Raw genomic sequence first — 17716 nt, forward strand, 5'->3', positions numbered from 1 at the left:
AAACTAAAAATGTATAAAAGCCCAGTATTATTATTTCAATAAGTAAACAAAAATATAACTGGAAATAAAATTTCCAGTTATATTAGTAAACTAAATTTATTATTTACACAAATTTTTAGATATTCTCATAAAAGCCTATTCATTGCCCTTTTCTTTCTTATATATAATATTTAAGTTTTGATTCTCTTCATCCCAAATTATCTTTTCTATTATTGAAAATAGTAGTTGTCTCTTTTCATCAATAGTTGCTTCTTTGATTAGATTGTTAAAATTATCAAGATTATATAAGTTGCTTTCCTTTTTTGAGTAAGAAATTACATCATTTTCATCATCCTCCTTAAGTTTTTGATTCAATTCAAATTGAATCTTTTTAACTTCTTCTTTATGTTCCTTTATTTGAGATAGTAGTATTTTTGATATTTCTATATCATCTGTTAGGGATAATTTTTCAACTAATCTTTTAATTTTTCCCTCTAAAGTGTCTATATTTTTATGATTTAATTTATTATCTTCAGATAAGTTTTCTTTATAATTATTTAGAATAATTTTTAATTCTTGTAATAATTGATTTTTATTATAGTCAGTTATGGAATTTATAATCAGCTCTTCAGTCAAATCACCTTTTATATTTTTGCTATTACATTTTAAACCGCTACTTTTAATTTTATTGCTGCAGACATAGTAGAAGGCTCTTTTATCACTTTTATATTTATTACCGTATTTAACTATCATATTAGCTCCGCACTTACCGCATTTTATAAGCCTGGTTAGTAATGCTGTATTTGAAACAGATGAGTTTAACTTAGGATTTAAATTACTATTTAATAAATCTTGAACTTTAAGCCATTTATTAGCCTCTATTATTCCTGGGTGATTTGATACAGTGGCAATTTTTTCAGAGGTATCTTGCGAATATCTAAATATACCATTTCCATTGGCCTTGCCAAAAATTGAAAACCCATTAGTTTTAAGATAAGCTAATATCTCTGCAGTAGATTTTACATAGACAGGATTTTGAAGAATAACTCCGAGACCAGAACGTTCTATAGATCCACCTAGCTTGCCGCTTATATTGTTTTCCATACAGAAAATTGACACCTTGTTTAATGACTTTAATTCTAGATATTTATCATAAATTAATTTTACATATTTTAATTCTTTTTCATTAATAACAAGCTTACTTAAGGATTTTTCCTTTAGATCTTCATCTAAGTAATTTTCCCTTATAGCATCATAGCCAAGTGGTGGAATACCACCAAGCCATCTCCCTGTTTTAGATAGTTCTATCATATTATCTCTAATTCTTTCAGCAATAGTTTCCCTTTCTAACTGAGCAAAGACAGAGGCAATATGTATCATAGCTCTTCCCATAGGGGTTGAAGTATCAAATTGCTCTTTAATTGAAATAAAGTCAACATTGTATTTCTGGAGAAGTTCTAAGGTAGAAGAGAAATCTGCCACATTACGAGATATTCTATCAAGTCTATAACAAAGCAAGACTTGTATTTTCTTAGATTTTATATCTTTAAGTAATTTTTGAAACTGAGGTCTTTTAATATTTTTACCTGAAAATCCTTCATCTTCATATATAACAAAATTAATCGAAGAATCATTTATCATGCGTGAATAATAGTCTTTACATAAATCAATTTGATTTTCTATACTATCTCCACTAGAAGTATAAACTGATTTTCTTGAATAAATAGCTATATTCATAATAAAACCTACTTTCATTGATATATGTCTTTCTAAATTATATGTACGAGCTCTAATTTTAAGAATTTGCATATATTAATTAAAGAAAGTTTCATAAAAGGGAATAGGATACTTATTATAAGAAGAAATTTTGCCATCCTTTAGTTTTCAAACATTTAATCATTTTTAATTCAGAGAGTATTGAGAAATTAGCTTTTAGTTAGTAATGTATTAAAAAATATTTTATACAGACATGTAACAACTAACAAAACTTAAATGAAATGAATATTATGAATCAAAGAATTTTAGGATGTGAAGACTATTAAGCCAATAAAAGCTGTTAATGTTAATGCTCCAAATAAGGAGTCTTTAGGGGAGTTTCATAAAATATTAGCAAAAAGTTTAGTTAGGAGATTAGGAATTGATAATTCTAAAAAGTTACTTGAGTTATCAAATAAAGAAAATACAAATAAGAAGTAGAACTATAAAAGTACCAAAGATAATAATATAAAGATTTAATAAGATAAAAGTATTCAAAGATAATTTGAGTACTTATTTTAGTAAAAGTAAGGAAGAATTCATAGTCCATTTTTATGAATGTGTAGGTAATGTATAGAACAATATATTAATCCGGTTTATAATGGGAATAGAAATATTTTAGAGGATTATTTTAAATAGAGGATAGTATATATAGATGTAGATATATATAAGGGAGAAAGGTAGTATTATTGAAAGGATGTGGTGAACTAATGTTATTAGATAAATCCACAAAATATTAACTCCATGCAAAGTATAGTTGGCTGGATTGACATGGAGAGTAGACCGGCAATGAGCTTTGCATAATTTATATTTAATATTAAATTGTGGAGGTTCAAGATGAAGATAAAATTAATAAATAAATGTAAAAAAGATTTTTTAGATTTACTGCTATTAGCTGATGAGCAAGAAAATATGATTGACAAATATCTTGATAGAGGTATTATGTTTGCATTATATGATGATAATTTAAAGGGAATATGTGTTGTGACTAAAGAGGGTGAAAGAGTTTATGAAATTAAAAATATTGCTACATATGAAGAATATCATGGACAAGGTTATGGAAAGAAATTAGTTGAATATATTCTTGAGTACTTTAAAGATGACTGTGACATAATGTATGTTGGAACTGGTGATAGTCCGTTGACAATACCTTTCTACAATAAATGTGGATTCGTGGAATCTCATAGAATCAAAAACTTTTTTGTTGATAATTATGATCATCCGATATTCGAAGGTGGAAATCAATTAGTTGACATGGTTTATTTAAAAAGAGAAATGAATTAACCAGCAGTTAATTTATTTACTTATAAATTAACAAGTACTCAATTGTAGTAAGTTACCTTACTTGATAAAATAGTGTTAACAAGAGCTTTTGATTTTACTATTTATTAAGGAGAAGAGGTTACTATGAGGATAGATGAAATTATAAAAGAGAAAAGAAAGGATCAAGGTTTAACCCAAGAGCAGGTGGCTGATTATCTTGGAGTGTCAACACCAGCAGTTAACAAATGGGAAAAGGGTATCAGTTATCCTGATATAACTATATTACCAGCATTAGCAAGACTTTTAAGGGTTGATTTAAACACATTACTTTCTTTCAAGGATGATTTAACTGATATAGAAATAGGGCACTTTATTAATGACTTAGTTGAAATAATAAGATCTAAAGGATTTAATATTGGTTTTGAGAAGGCAATGGATAAGATTCATGAGTATCCAAATTGTGATAAGTTAATTTTAAATATTGCAACTGTCCTTGAAGGTAGTTTGTTTATGTTCGCAGTTGAAAATATAGAATACTATGAGAGCGATATTGAAAAATTATATGTAAAAGCTTCAAATAGCAAAGATATAGAGGTAGCTAATCAAGCAACTTCTATGTTAATTAATAAATATTTAGGAAGGGAAGAGTATGAAAAAGCACAAGCTTGTATAGATAAACTTCCTAATATTACTTATGATAAGAAGCAATTACAAGGGAATCTTTATATTAAAGCCTCAGAATTTGATAAGGCTTCAGAGCTTTTTGAAAATAAATTAATAACTAATGGAACAGAAATATTCACTACTTTAAGCTCTATGATGGAAATTGCATTAAGGGAAAATCGTAATGAGGATGCAAAGTACTTTGCAGAAGTTATAGAAAAGACAATAGAATTATTCGATTTTTGGGATTATAATTCATACGCTGCATATTTCCACTTGTATTCAGTTCAAAAAGATGCTGATAATTTAATTCCTATTTTAGATAAGATGTTAACATCTATTAGAAAGAAGTGGGATATTTCAAAATCTAAGCTATATAAGCATATAAAACCTAAAGAATATAAAGATGAAAGTAGTGAGATATTTTTCTCAACCTTTTTAAATGCACTTAAAAATGATAAAGATAATGAATTGGAATTTTTAAAGGATAACGAGAGGTTTTTGAATATTCTTGATAGACATAGTAATTAATTGTTTTAAAAGTAATAGATTTTTTATGAAAGCACACTAATTATTTAGAATTATGTGCTTTCTTTTAATTTATAGCTATAGATTAAACAATTTGTAGATAGAATAAATTATTATTGTGTTGTATAATTGATTTATTATACAACAGATTAGTATTGAAAGAATAAGGAGATATAAAATGAACATTATTATAGTTGGTGCAGGTAAGGTTGGATATACACTAGCTCAATATTTATCTATAGATGGAGATAATATAACTATTATAGATAAGAAGGATTTAGCTTTAGAGCATGTAAATAATAATCTTGATGTAATGTGCATTAAGGGTAATGCAACGAGTTTAAAAGTCCTTGAGGAAGCTGGAGTAAGAGATGCAGATTTATTAATATCTGTTACAGATAGTGATGAATTAAATATGCTTTGCTCACTTGCATCGAAAAAATTAGGTGCTAAATATACAGTAGCTAGGGTAAGAAATCCAAGTTATGATGAAGAGATAACTCTTTTAACTGAAGCTGTTGGTATAGATTTAGTTATAAATCCAGAAAAGGCTGCAGCAATAGAAATAGCTAAACTTATTAAGTATCCATCAGTATGTAGCATAGATAATTTTTCAGATGGAAAGGTAAATTTAGTTGGATTTAAGGCTGAAGATACAGCGCTTGAAGGAAAGAAGATAAGTGATATTGGTTTTATTAGAGGAAATGTACTTTTTTGTGGTGTAGAAAGAAAAGATGAATTTATCATGCCTAAAGGAGACTATGTCTTTAATAGAGATGATAGGGTATATGTAATAGGTGAGCATAAGGATATTCAAAACCTATTTAATAAACTTGGAAAATATAAGAAAAAAGTAAGAAGAGCAATGATAGTAGGTGGAGGGAAAATTGGATATTACCTTGCTAAAATAATAAATGAAGTAGGAGTTAACTGTAAAATAATAGAGAAGGATTTATCTGTATGTGAGGAGCTTAATGAACTTTTACCAAATTCAATAGTAATAAATGGAGATGGTATGGATGAAGAACTTTTATTATCTGAAAGTCTATTAGAGGTTGATAGTTTCATTACGTTAACAGGAAGAGATGAGGATAATATAATAGCATCTATTTTAGCTTACAATAAATCTGTAAGTAATGTAATTACTAAGATCACAAGAGATAATTATAGAGATATAGGAAAAGCTGTAGGAATAAATACTATGGTAAATCCAAAGTTAGTTACAGCATATAAAATATTGAAATATGTTAGAACTTTGAAGAATAAGAAAAAGAGTTTTATAGAAAATGTTTATAGGATTTGTAATGATAAAGCTGAAGCAGTAGAGTTTATAGTAGGTAGTGATACTACTAATATAAGTGAAAAGTTTAAGAATATAGAGTTTAATGAAAATGCATTAGTAGCTACAATTGTAAGAAATAATAAGATTATCATTCCAACAGGTGATGATTGCCTAAAGGTAAATGATAGAGTGATTATTGTATCTAAAGATATGAAGCTATTACAAATTGATGACATATTCAGTGGGTGGTAGTATAAGATGAATTATAAAATGGTGTTAAAATTTATTGGAAATGTATTATTATATGAATTATTGCTTATGACAATTCCTTTTGTTGTAGCTTTATATTATGGTGATGGAGATGCTAATGCCTTTCTTTTTACTATAATTTTAATGTTACCTCTAGCCTTGGTACTACGTAATCTTAAAGTTAAGGATAAGGAAATGTATGCAAAGGAAGGATTCATTACTGTAGGATTAGCATGGATTGTAATAGCTGTTTTTGGAGCACTGCCATTCGTAATAAGTGGTGCAATACCATCTTTTATAGATTCATTTTTTGAAACAGTATCAGGATTTACAACCACAGGGGCAACTATAATTTCTGAAATTGAGTCTCTACCTAGAGGGATATTATTTTGGAGAAGTTTTACCCACTGGATAGGTGGAATGGGATTCTTAATTTTTATTTTAGCCTTAGTACCTTCATTAGGTTCTAATACAATATATTTATTGAGAGCAGAAAGTCCTGGCCCTAATCCAGGTAAGATTGTTCCAAAGCTAAATGAAACTGCAAAGATATTGTACATAATATACTTTATATTAACTATAATTGAAACCGTATTATTAATGTTTTCAGGACTTTCATTTTATGATTCTATAATACATGCACTTGGAACAGCTGGAACAGGTGGATTCTCTAATATGAATTCAAGTGTTGCGGCCTTTAATAATCCAGCAAGTGAGTGGATTATAACAATATTTATGATGCTTTTTGGAATAAATTTCGCTTTATACTTCCAAATATTAAGGGGAAGCATAAAAAGCTTCTTTAAGAGCGAGGAACTAAGGTATTATTTATTGATGATTGGAGTATCCATAGTTTTTATTACTTTTAATATATTAGAATTAAATGGTGGAAGAATAGGAGAGTCAATTAGGCAATCATCTTTCCAAGTAGTATCCATAATAACAACTACAGGTTATGCTACAGTAGACTTTAATCTATGGCCAACATTGAGTAAGGTTATAATATTAATTCTTATGATATCAGGAGCTATGGCTGGATCTACAGGCGGTGGAATAAAGACTACTAGAATAGTAATAATGTTAAAGGCTATAAGACGTGGAATAGATAAGATACTTCATCCAAAGAGAATACAAAGTGTGAAAATGGATGGTAAAGTAGTTGATGAAGAAATAATATCAGGTGTGTTTTTATTTTTAGGAGCATATCTTGTAATAACACTTATTGGAATTATAATAGTTTCCTTTGATGGTTTCGATTTAATTACAACATCAACAGCTGTATTAACTTCTATAAGCAATGTAGGACCAGGCTTTGAAATGGTTGGACCTACAGGAAATTTCTCTGCTTTCTCACCATTAAGTAAGATTGTGTTATCATTCTGTATGCTTGCCGGTAGATTAGAAATTTATCCAATGCTTATTATGTTTAGCAAATCTATTTGGAAGAAAACATATTAGAGAAATAAAAGTAACATAATGAATAAATTGTATATATTTAAAGAAGAGTCTAATTGTTATAAATACTAATTAGACTCTTTTTTATTGATTTATAAAGATGTAAAAGTATATGTTATTGAAATCTCATAGTATTAATTAAATGTAATACATTCAATATTCACAACAGATAACTTTACATGTTAAAATATGTAGTAATAGAAGTAATTTAAGTAAGGATGTGTTAAAATACCATGCAAAAATACGACGAGAATAATCCGAAGCTTATTAATTCTATGGTATGTACTATAGATATATTAGGATTTTCACAAATGATATTAGATTCTTGTAATGAAGGATATGGGAATGATCTACTTAAAGAGATTAGCTATCTTATAAATAAGAACAAACAGTGTATAATTCCGAATAAGTACAGTCAAGGAAAAATAAAGATATACACTGATAATATGATTGTAGGGTATCCTATTAAAGATGATGGAGAAGCAGAATTAAACGAAATATTGGATAACGTATCTGAATATCAATTTAATTTATCACTAGAAGGCCTTTTTGTTAGAGGAGGTGTAAGTGTAGGCGATTTTTATGTAAATGAAGATATTGTTTTTGGACCAGCTCTTTTGGATGCTCATAATACTGAAAGTAATTTAGCTTGCTATCCAAGAATTATATTGGATGATAAGACAGTGAATAGATTAAAAAAGTATATAAATAATTATAATGTTGCTCCACAGCATAATAAAATACTTATTGATAATGATGGACAATGGTTTTTAAATTATTTAAATACTATATTTAAATATTATACTAAATGCAATAATAACTATGAATTCGAAAAAATACAAGTAGAGTTGCTTCATAAACATAAAGTTAAAATCGAAGAAATGCTAGATTTACATAAAACTAATATAAGAGTATGGGACAAGTATGTATGGACAGCGAATTATCATAATTATTTTTGTACTCTACACTTTCCAAAGGAAAAACAGTTAATAATATCAAGAAAGAGCTTACTTTCATGGCCTAGAGAAATTTCAAAAGAGGATTATTAATATTATAGATTATAAAGTACTATTTATAAGATACTTAATTTATATAAATATTTTGAATATATCATTGTAATAATATGAAATATATGTTATTATTAAATGGTAGCAAAATGCTAACAAAAAAGTTTCATTTAGGTAAATAGTTTCTCTAAAATTAGAGATTATTATATCGATTTAGAATCTTTAATTTTAGGAGGAATAATTATGACAGATAAGACATTAAAGTGTAGAGATTGTGGAAGTGAATTCGTTTTTACAGTAGGAGAACAAGAATTCTACAAGGAAAAAGGATTTGAAAATGAGCCAACAAGATGCGTATCTTGTAGAAGAGCTAGAAAAGAACAAAATAGAAGATAATTTTAGATTGTTATAAGGCTGTAGTTTTACTACAGCCTTTTTTATGTTTAATAATAATATTAGTTAGAGAAGTGGATAAAATGAACAGATTTGAAAGAATAGAAAATGATAAAACAATAATTGATATTTATAATAAAATATCTGAATTCGAAGATTTAGATAAGGGTTGTGCACATCATAATTTAGATCATGTTAGAAATGTATCTAATTTAGTTGAAGATTTGCTAAGGAAATTAAATTATGATGAAAACTTTATAGAAGAGGCTAAAATAGCAGCTATTTTACATGATATAGGAGCTATAGAAGGAAAGAAAAAACATGCGTTAAGAAGTTATGAATTTGCAAAAAAGTATATTGAAGAAAATAATATTGAATTGAAAAATAAGGATTTAGTTTTAGAAGCAATAAAAATTCATAGTGATGGATTCTATAGTGATAATATTATTGCTTTAACTTTGATTATAAGTGATAAATTAGATATTAAATATACTAGAGTCGCTAAAGCTGGATATAGTCTTAAAGGAATGAAGGAATTACTTTATATTAAGGATATATTAGTTGATATTTATAATAATAATTTAGTAATTCAATTTATATGTGAAGATAAAATTAATAAAGATGAATTAGAAGAGTTCTATTTTATAATTAAAGTTTTTAAATCAATAATTACTTTTTCAGAGAAAATGAACTTGATTCCAAAAGTTTTCTTTAATAATGAAGAGTGGGAAATGTTTAATATTATGATAAACAATAAACATTAAATAATATAGTAAGGCGTATCATATTCTAAAATAGATTATGTTAATATATGGTATAATGCTAAATAAAAGGGGAGAAAACATGTTGGATTTGATTAAGCCATATCATCTTAAAAGAGGAGATAAAATAGCAACAGTCAGTTTATCTTGGGGAGGCGCCGGAGATAAAGAAATATTATGGAGATATTATCAAGGTAAGAAAAGGCTTCAAGAAGAGCTGGGTCTTGAAGTAGTAGAAATGGAAAATACATTAAAGGGTAGCGAATATTTATATAATCATCCTGAAAAAAGAGCAGAAGATTTTATGAATGCTTTCAAGGATGAATCAATTAAAGGCATTTTTTCATGTATAGGTGGATATGAAAGTATAAGAATGCTTCCATTTATAGATTTTGATGTTATTAAACGCAATCCAAAAGTATTTATTGGATATTCAGATACAACAGTATCCCACATGATATGCTTAAAAGCAGGATTATCTAGCTTTTATGGGCCATCAATTTTATCTGACTTTGCTGAAAATATAAGTATGTTTGAGTATACAATATATTGGGTTAATAAAGTGTTATTTAATACTGAGGTAATAGGTGAAATACAATCATCAAATATATGGACAAGTGAGTATTTACCATGGGAAGAATGCAATAAGGATATAAGAAGAAAGACTAAATCCCATGAAGGGGTAAAGGTCTTACAGGGTAATGGAAAAGTAAGAGGTAGATTAATTGGCGGATGCATTGAGGTTTTAGAAATGGTTAAAGGTACAAAAATATGGCCAGAAGAAAATCAATGGAAGGATTCAATACTATTTTTAGAGACATCTGAGGATAAGCCAGAACCTGCATATTTTGAATATTGGCTTAGAAATTATGGAAGCCAAGGAATATTAGAGAATGTAAATGGAGTGATCTTTGGAAAACCATATGATAATAAGTATTATGAAGAATATAAGAATGCAATTTATAAAGTTATTAGAGATGAATTAAAGTTAAAGGATCTACCAATATTGTTCAATATGAATTTTGGGCATACAGCTCCAATAATGACAATTCCATATGGAGCTTTAGCTGAAATTGATTGCGAGAATAATAAATTTTCTATATTAGAATCAGGTGTAATATAAAAATATTAAAGAAAATAAGCCGATGATTTATAATTATCATTGGCTTATGTTTATAATATTTGTAAATAAAATGTAATTATGTGATATACTTAATCCAAGAAAATATAGTCAAGTGTAGAAATGAAGTTAGAAAGATATTTGATTAAAAGAGTATTTAATATGAAATAAAAATGAAGAGTACTAAAAGTAATTTGAAATGTCAGTTAATTTGATTGATAAATTAATTTTAAAATATGAGTAATAATAGTTTATATTATTTTGAGAGGTAGAATATGATTTTAATGGGGAAAGAAAATATAAGTGAGAAATGTGTACAAGAATTGGAAATTTATAATAGTAAAGATGATGAGCCGCAATCTTCAGTAATAGAAAGTAGTGACTATGACTTCGCTGTTTCCAAGTATTCGAAAGATGATTTTAGATATAATTTTGTATCTAAATATATTGAATATTTTAAAGATATATATGGAGTTGATATTTTTAATTGTAAGTTTGAAAGACCTGATAATGATAGTAAATTCATAAATTTTTATATTTATTTATGGGGGGCTGATCCAGATATTAATTACAGAATAGAGGATAAAAATAATAACTATAAAAAAGTATTCTATGAAATTCTAAAGAATAATAAATTGTCTGGAATTACTGAAACAACATATATCCAATTTTTTGTGAAGGATATATTCAAAACAATGATATGTCATAGCAGTAATTGTGCATGGCGTGATATTAACAATGATATAAAATCTAAGTTTCCAGAAGTAAAATCAATAAATTATTGGAACACATTCTACATATTTATTAATGCTGATAATTTTGAAAAAGCAGTTTCAGATAAAAATTATTTAAATGAAATAAGAATATATTGTTATGAGGCAGCAAAGAAATATGATATTGATAATGTATTAGAGTATAGTAATTTTCATATTAGGGTAGACAACTATAAAAATTATCATGAGATAGGTGGACAACATTATTTTAACAGTGACTGCATGTTTAACTGTCATATTATATAAAATGCTAAGCTAATAAATAGTCAATAAAATCTATTAAAAAATATGTAATAATAATTCAAGGGGAATAGTTTATGGAGAAAATTACAATTAGAAATGTAACAGAAGAAGATAGAATGGGCATTTCAATGGTGTTTGCAGAAGCTTTCTTTGAAGATTGGAAAAGATTATCAAGTGATGTAAGCAAAATATCTAGGGCTTTAAGTAGCGGAATTTCCTTAGAAAATTATATTGTAGCAACAATAAATGATGAGATTGTTGGATTTCTAGCTTATGTCACTGGAGAACATAGAGCTTTTTATGCTAATTTAAAAGATTTTCAAAAGGAATTTGGCTATTTCAAAGGATATATGGGTGCTATGATTATTAAAAAGGATTTAGAAGAGTCGCAGAACCTTGATGATAAAACTATTTATATTGATATTATTGGCGTAAAGAAAAAATGTTTTAGACAAGGAATTGCTAGTAGACTTATTGAGTTCTGTATTAATAGTAGTCATTTGGATGAGTTTATTATTTCAGTTACAAACGTAAATATAGCAGCTTTTAATTGTTATGAAAAATTTGGATTTAAAGAATATAAACGAGAAAAATTAAAATATGCAAAGCAGAGAGGTTTTTCAGAATTTATATTTATGAAGTACCACAAATAGGTTTGGGATAGGCTCTAAAAATTTATCATTATTATACAAAAGATGAATATAATACAAATTTATTAAATAATAGTGTATAATAATTTTATTAATAATTTCTCTAGAAAGGTGATAGAAATGAGTAGAATTATAGATGCAAGAGGAAAAAACTGTCCTATGCCAGTTATTATGGCAAAGAAAGAAATTGATGGAGGAATAAAGTTCTTTACAGTACAAGTTGATAATAAAATAGCGGTTGAGAATTTAAGCAAATTAGCTAGTAGTCAAGGCTTTGAAGTTAAAGTAACTGAAGCTAATGGCGATTTTAATGTTAAGTTTTCGAATGGATGTGAAGAATGTGAAGAAATATTAGCTAAGGTGGAAAATAGGAAGCCTCTTGGTGATTGGAGCATATTTGTAAATAAAAGCACAATTGGTGTTGGAAATGAAGAGCTGGGAGAAACACTAATGAAGATGTTCTTATATACAATTTCAGAATCAGAGGATTATCCAAAGTCAATTCTTTTTATGAATGATGGTGTAAAAGTTCCTACATTGAATGAACAAGCTGTTGAGCATTTAAAGGAATTAGAAAAGCAAGGAGTAGAATTGCTTATTTGTGGAGCATGTCTTAATTTCTATGGATTAGAGGACAAGCTTTTAGTTGGAAAGGTAAGTAATATGTATGAAATAGTTGAACAAATGAAGGTAGCCTCAAAGGTTATAACTTTATAAGTAGTTTGATATAAGTGAAGTCATCATAATACGATATTTTAGGTGACTTCACTTATTTTATTTAAAAATATTATTTCAATAGGGTTAATTACAGGATATTCAAATAGATATAAATTACCCAGTATTAGATAAACTATAATAGAAAGTATAACTTATCTATTTCGGTACATTTTAATTTCCTTCGTTAATATAATCTTCAATTATATGTTTATGAGTTTCTGCTATATTGAGATACTTTAGTTCATTTAAATTAAAGTATCTCAATTCCTCTGATTCTTCACTGCATAATAGTTTATGAGCCTTATTTAACTTAACAATATATACTGCTGTTATTAGTCTTAAGATATTTCCATCAGGGAATGATGCTATTCTTGATGGATCAGAATAAATTTTCCAGAATTTTAAATGATCATCATTAATATTTAAGCCAGTTTCTTCTTTTATTTCTCTAACTATTCCTTCTTCCAAACTTTCTATTACCTCTAATCCACCACCAATTAAAGACCATCTATCACTATCAACTCTTTTTTCTAGTAAAACTTTATCATTAAATTTGATTATTGCGGCTATGCCTATACTATTTGGTTTATTAGGCTTAGGTGCATTTTTATTCTTATAATAGAACTGTGCTTTTGACATATTTAGAAACCTCCCTAACTGTTAATAATTTATTTAATAATTAATACATTTAAATTATAACATTTTATGGTAAAATGTAGCTATGAAATTAAGGAAGTATAAATTATAGTAGATATAATAAGAGTATTATTTAATGCTTAGAAGTTAAATACTCTAATTATAAGGTTATTTATAACTTATATTATAAGTACTTGATAATTAGATTAGTATTATATATAATTTGTGAAAATGATTAAATTATAGAAATAGTTTAAATGGGAGTGGTATTTATGAGTATAGACTATATATCTAAAGTCAAAATTAAAAATGGAGAAGAACTAATCTTACGTAAGCCAATAAAAGAAGATGCAAAGAATATTATTGAATATCTCAATATAGTTGGTGGCGAAAGTGACAATCTATTATTTGGAGCTGGAGAAGTTACATTTTCAGTTGAAGAAGAAATTTCATTTATTGAAAGTATAAATAAAGATAAAAATTCACTTATGATAATTGGATTAATTAATAATGAAATAGTAGCTGTAGCACAAATAAGTAGTCCAAGTAGAAAAAGAATTGCTCATAATAGTGAGATAGCAATTTCAGTAAAGAAAAAATATTGGAGTATTGGCGTTGGAAGTGCTGTTATGGGACAACTAATTAAATTTGCTAAGGATAGTGGAGTTACTAAAAATATTATTCTTGGTGTTAATGCTACTAATGAAAAAGCAATTAAATTATATGAGAAATTTGGGTTTAAAAAGGCAGGTATTCATAAAAATTACTTTAATATTAATGGAAAGTACTATGATGAAATTATAATGGATTTATATATTTAAGTTTTAGATGGGAATATAAAGCCAAAGATAAGTATAATATGATCCATAAGACAAATGGCTACAAAAAGAAGCTTAAAGAATGCTCTAAATCAAAAAGTTTCATCTATTTATGGTTTGGAATCTTTCAAGGTTGTATTTATTAATGAAATATATTGCTTTGGAAGATTTTAATATAATAAAAGCATCCAAAGCAAATTTATTTATCCTGCATCTCAGTTTATTTTATATTTAGATATTAATGATTCAATATAAGATTTTCCTTGCTCATTATTAAATTCCTTATACTGATAATAGGTACTAAATTCACTGCATTAATTTACTATTCATTGATTTTCATATTATAAACACCATTAGGATTATTTAAAATACACTTTTCAATTTCATCTATTTCAGCAATAGCATCTTCCATTGTAGGATACATACCTAATACAGATCTATTAGATGAAAATATACTATTTGGTGCGAATCTACCCCATATAACGACTTTATTTCTTTTATCACCAATAATAGAAGAAATCTCTACTTTAAATACATTAACCAATTCTTTTTTTGATTGAGTTCTAATCCACATAAAAGACGTCTCCTTAATAAATTCATGTATTAGAAAAATATGCCATAATTATAAATTGATTATAGCATATTTTGTAAATAGTTTACTATTCGATTTTTAAAATATTGGGTTAATAAAGTTATAATAGGCTTAAATCATAATTGCTATTTATTAATGATTATATCAATATTTTCCCTATCTTTAACTTGTCCAATGATTCGAGCCCAAGGTGTATAAGATTCCATCCTAGATAAATATTCTTTTGCATCTTTTTCAGGCATGGATAGAAGTAGTCCACCAGAGGTTTGAGGATCAAGTAATGCATCTACCATTTCAGTTTGAACATTAGGTAAGGATTTGAAAGAATTTTTTAAGTAATCACGATTATTGTACATTCCTTCAGGAAGAATACCCATTTTTGCATATTCTAATGCCTTTGGTAGTATTGGGACACTTTCACTGAATATTTCTATAGTCTTATTACTTCCACTTGCCATTTCAAAGCTATGTCCAATTAAACTAAAACCTGTTATATCAGTACAAGAGTTAACCTTCAATCCATTAAAGGCTTCTTTAGCATATTTATTTAATTCTGTCATTACCTTAGTTACTTCTTTTACTTCATTTTCAGATAAAAGCTCTGCCTTATTAGCTGTATTTAAAATACCAACACCAATAGGTTTAGTTAATACTAGAACATCTCCAGTTTTAGCATTACTATTTGTTAAGATTTCTTTTGGATGAGCAAAGCCTGTAACGCAAAGACCGTATTTAGGAGTTGGGTCTGCGATAGTATGTCCACCTGCGATAATTGCTCCAGCTTCTTTAACCTTACTATATCCACCAGCTAAAATATCATGCATTATTTCTGGATCTAAGCAAGAAGGGAAGCAAAGCAGATTCATTGCAATAGATGGGTTTCCTCCCATAGCATATATATCACTTAAAGCATTAGTTGCAGCTACTTGTCCAAAAGTATAGGGATCATCTACCATAGGTGGGAAGAAGTCAACTGTTTGTATTACTACTTTATCATCAGATACTTTGTATACAAGGGCATCATCCTTTTTATCAAAACCAACAATTAAGTTAGAGTCCTCAAATTTAGGTAAGTTTTGAAGTACAGAATCTAAAACACCAGGGCCAATCTTTGCAGCGCATCCAGAAGTTTTAGTAAGAGAAGTTAATTTTATATTTTCTTTCATTAGTAAGTCCTCCTATCAATGTTTCAACTAACAATTTATATCTAAAGTCATAAAATCATGATTAGACATTAATTTTAAAGTAAAATATCAAAAGCTTATTTGTATAGTATTTAATTTTAAAATACTTTTCAATAATTATTATAAATCTAAAGAAGGAATAACAATAGTAAAAATATAAATTTTTAGATAAGATTACATAATTTTAGTTTATTTTTACAAGTAAGAAATATATAATTTATATTATTAGAAGTAAAGAAAAGATGAAATGGAAGTAGAGTAATGAAGAAATTATCAGTAACAAATGATTTTGAAAGTATAGTATTAAATGACACAATGCTAATAGATGTTAGAGCTCCAATTGAATTTGAAAAAGGATCAATGATAAACTCAGTAAATATGCCAATTTTAAATAATGAGGAAAGACATATTATTGGTATATGTTATAAGGAAAAAGGCAATGAAGAAGCTACAAAGCTTGGTTATGAAATAGTATCTGGAAAAGTTAAAGAATCTAGAGTAAAGGTATGGACAGAATTTATAAATGAAAATCCAAATTCTATGATTTATTGCTTTAGGGGAGGATCACGTTCAACTATAGCACAACAATGGATATATGAAGAAACGGGAAAAGATATAGTAAAATTAGATGGAGGATATAAGGCTTTTCGTAATTACCTTATAAATTCATTAGAGCCCCAAAATATAAAATCAAAACCGCTAATATTATCTGGATATACAGGCTCAGGAAAAACAATATTATTACATAAAATAAATAATTCAATAGATTTAGAAGGCTTAGCTCATCATAGAGGATCTACATTTGGTCATCATATTACACCTCAGCCAACACAAATTAACTTTGAAAATAATTTAGCTTATAGCTTAATTAAACATAAAAATAATAACTATAATTATATGGTTCTAGAAGATGAGGGAAAAAATATAGGAAAGAGTTTTATTCCAAAGGTATTTTTTGAATATATGAAAAGTGGAGATGTGATATTTTTAGAAGCTTCACTTAATGAAAGAATAGATAATATATTAGAAGAATATGTGATAAATGGACAAGAAGAGCATAGAGAAGTATTTAAAAATGAAGAACTTGCCTTAGAAGCTTGGTTAAATGATATGATAGCAAGTATGGAAAGAGTTAAGGGGAAGCTTGGTGACAGAATACATACAATAGTTAAGGAACTTAAACTAGCATACAATGAACAGTTAACAACTAATAAGATAGATAAACATAGAAATTGGATAGAGTTATTTTTAACTCAATACTACGATCCTATGTATAAGCATTCTTTATTAAAATCTAATAGAAATATAGTCTTTAAGGGGAATGGTAGTGAGGTAATGGATTATATTGAGAAATTGGAGAGATAGTTTGCTTAATAATAAAGATGAATTAGTATTTAGAATTATTAATGGTGAGCTGTATAATAAATGAGATTTTTAAAATATTCTTATATAAGTTATAAACTCTGCCCAATAGGCAGAGTTTATATTTTTGTCAGTGTAAAAAGTTTATGAAAAAAATATCTTAAAACTTATTGTTAAATATAAGTAGTAGGTATTTGATGGAAATGGACTCAAAACAATAAAATATGACATAACTAATAAGCTTAGTTTGAGATTGTTTAAAACTAAGCTAACAGAAATCCTTTAA

General features: G+C 27.1%; 18 protein-coding genes. 14 read left to right on the forward strand and 4 right to left on the reverse strand.

The annotated features are described in order from the left end of the window. Positions 1–135: 135 nt before the first annotated feature. The gene (locus GPX08_RS00070; protein ID WP_156624216.1) at positions 136–1716 is read right to left on the reverse strand and encodes a recombinase family protein; all 1581 of its coding nucleotides are present in this window, start codon (positions 1714–1716) and stop codon (positions 136–138) included. A 291-nt stretch (positions 1717–2007) separates the two neighbouring features. Here GPX08_RS00070 and GPX08_RS00075 point away from each other — a divergent pair, with 291 nt between their 5' ends. The 12 genes from GPX08_RS00075 to yedF all read left to right on the forward strand — a co-directional run bounded on the left by GPX08_RS00075 (position 2008) and on the right by yedF (position 12838). Then, entirely contained in the window at positions 2008–2175 is a 168-nt protein-coding gene (locus tag GPX08_RS00075; RefSeq protein WP_156624217.1) for a hypothetical protein, read from the forward strand. Between the two features lie 396 nt (positions 2176–2571). Continuing rightward, positions 2572–3018 (forward strand): GNAT family N-acetyltransferase, encoded by a 447-nt coding sequence (locus GPX08_RS00080; protein WP_156624218.1) that lies wholly within the window; start codon positions 2572–2574, stop codon positions 3016–3018. 123 nt (positions 3019–3141) lie between these two features. Continuing rightward, a complete protein-coding gene (locus GPX08_RS00085; protein ID WP_156624219.1) occupies positions 3142–4191 on the forward strand; it encodes a helix-turn-helix domain-containing protein in 1050 nt (349 codons plus the stop codon). A 175-nt stretch (positions 4192–4366) separates the two neighbouring features. Then, positions 4367–5722, forward strand: a complete 1356-nt coding sequence (gene trkA, locus GPX08_RS00090) for a Trk system potassium transporter TrkA (RefSeq protein WP_156624220.1) — start codon at positions 4367–4369, stop codon at positions 5720–5722. Between the two features lie 6 nt (positions 5723–5728). Continuing rightward, entirely contained in the window at positions 5729–7177 is a 1449-nt protein-coding gene (locus GPX08_RS00095; protein WP_156624221.1) for a TrkH family potassium uptake protein, read from the forward strand. A gap of 230 nt (positions 7178–7407) precedes the next feature. Next, positions 7408–8223: a hypothetical protein gene (locus GPX08_RS00100; protein WP_156624222.1), complete on the forward strand. Its 816-nt coding sequence runs from the start codon at positions 7408–7410 to the stop codon at positions 8221–8223. Between the two features lie 201 nt (positions 8224–8424). Then, positions 8425–8577 (forward strand): cytochrome C551, encoded by a 153-nt coding sequence (locus GPX08_RS00105; protein WP_156624223.1) that lies wholly within the window; start codon positions 8425–8427, stop codon positions 8575–8577. 80 nt (positions 8578–8657) lie between these two features. Continuing rightward, positions 8658–9338, forward strand: a complete 681-nt coding sequence (locus tag GPX08_RS00110) for an HD domain-containing protein (RefSeq protein ID WP_156624224.1) — start codon at positions 8658–8660, stop codon at positions 9336–9338. Positions 9339–9417: 79 nt separating this feature from the next. Next, the gene (locus GPX08_RS00115; protein ID WP_156624225.1) at positions 9418–10458 is read left to right on the forward strand and encodes an LD-carboxypeptidase; all 1041 of its coding nucleotides are present in this window, start codon (positions 9418–9420) and stop codon (positions 10456–10458) included. A 272-nt stretch (positions 10459–10730) separates the two neighbouring features. Next, positions 10731–11474, forward strand: a complete 744-nt coding sequence (locus tag GPX08_RS00120; RefSeq protein WP_156624226.1) for a hypothetical protein — start codon at positions 10731–10733, stop codon at positions 11472–11474. Positions 11475–11554: 80 nt separating this feature from the next. After that, positions 11555–12124, forward strand: coding sequence for a GNAT family N-acetyltransferase (locus GPX08_RS00125; protein ID WP_156624989.1), 570 nt, complete (start codon positions 11555–11557; stop codon positions 12122–12124). A 117-nt stretch (positions 12125–12241) separates the two neighbouring features. After that, positions 12242–12838 (forward strand): sulfurtransferase-like selenium metabolism protein YedF, encoded by a 597-nt coding sequence (yedF, locus tag GPX08_RS00130; RefSeq protein WP_156624227.1) that lies wholly within the window; start codon positions 12242–12244, stop codon positions 12836–12838. A 171-nt stretch (positions 12839–13009) separates the two neighbouring features. On the opposite strand, the gene GPX08_RS00135 is transcribed toward yedF, so the two are convergent. Then, positions 13010–13477 carry an NUDIX domain-containing protein gene (locus GPX08_RS00135; RefSeq protein WP_156624228.1) on the reverse strand — a complete coding sequence of 156 codons (468 nt, stop codon included), beginning with the start codon at positions 13475–13477 and terminating at the stop codon, positions 13010–13012. Positions 13478–13746: 269 nt separating this feature from the next. Between GPX08_RS00135 and GPX08_RS00140 the strand changes: the two genes are divergently transcribed. Then, complete coding sequence (locus tag GPX08_RS00140) at positions 13747–14295, forward strand: GNAT family N-acetyltransferase (protein ID WP_156624229.1); 549 nt, start codon at positions 13747–13749, stop codon at positions 14293–14295. A gap of 319 nt (positions 14296–14614) precedes the next feature. Here GPX08_RS00140 and GPX08_RS00145 read toward each other — a convergent pair whose 3' ends face one another. After that, on the reverse strand, positions 14615–14866 hold the full coding sequence (locus GPX08_RS00145) for a hypothetical protein (RefSeq protein WP_156624230.1): 252 nt from the start codon (positions 14864–14866) through the stop codon (positions 14615–14617). A gap of 143 nt (positions 14867–15009) precedes the next feature. Beyond that, on the reverse strand, positions 15010–16050 hold the full coding sequence (gene selD, locus GPX08_RS00150) for a selenide, water dikinase SelD (protein ID WP_156624231.1): 1041 nt from the start codon (positions 16048–16050) through the stop codon (positions 15010–15012). A gap of 279 nt (positions 16051–16329) precedes the next feature. Between selD and mnmH the strand changes: the two genes are divergently transcribed. Next, a complete protein-coding gene (gene mnmH, locus GPX08_RS00155; protein ID WP_156624232.1) occupies positions 16330–17433 on the forward strand; it encodes a tRNA 2-selenouridine(34) synthase MnmH in 1104 nt (367 codons plus the stop codon). Positions 17434–17716: the final 283 nt, after the last annotated feature.

This window comes from Clostridium tertium, from assembly GCF_902652255.1.
Taxonomy (GTDB): Bacteria; Bacillota; Clostridia; order Clostridiales; family Clostridiaceae; genus Clostridium; species Clostridium tertium_A.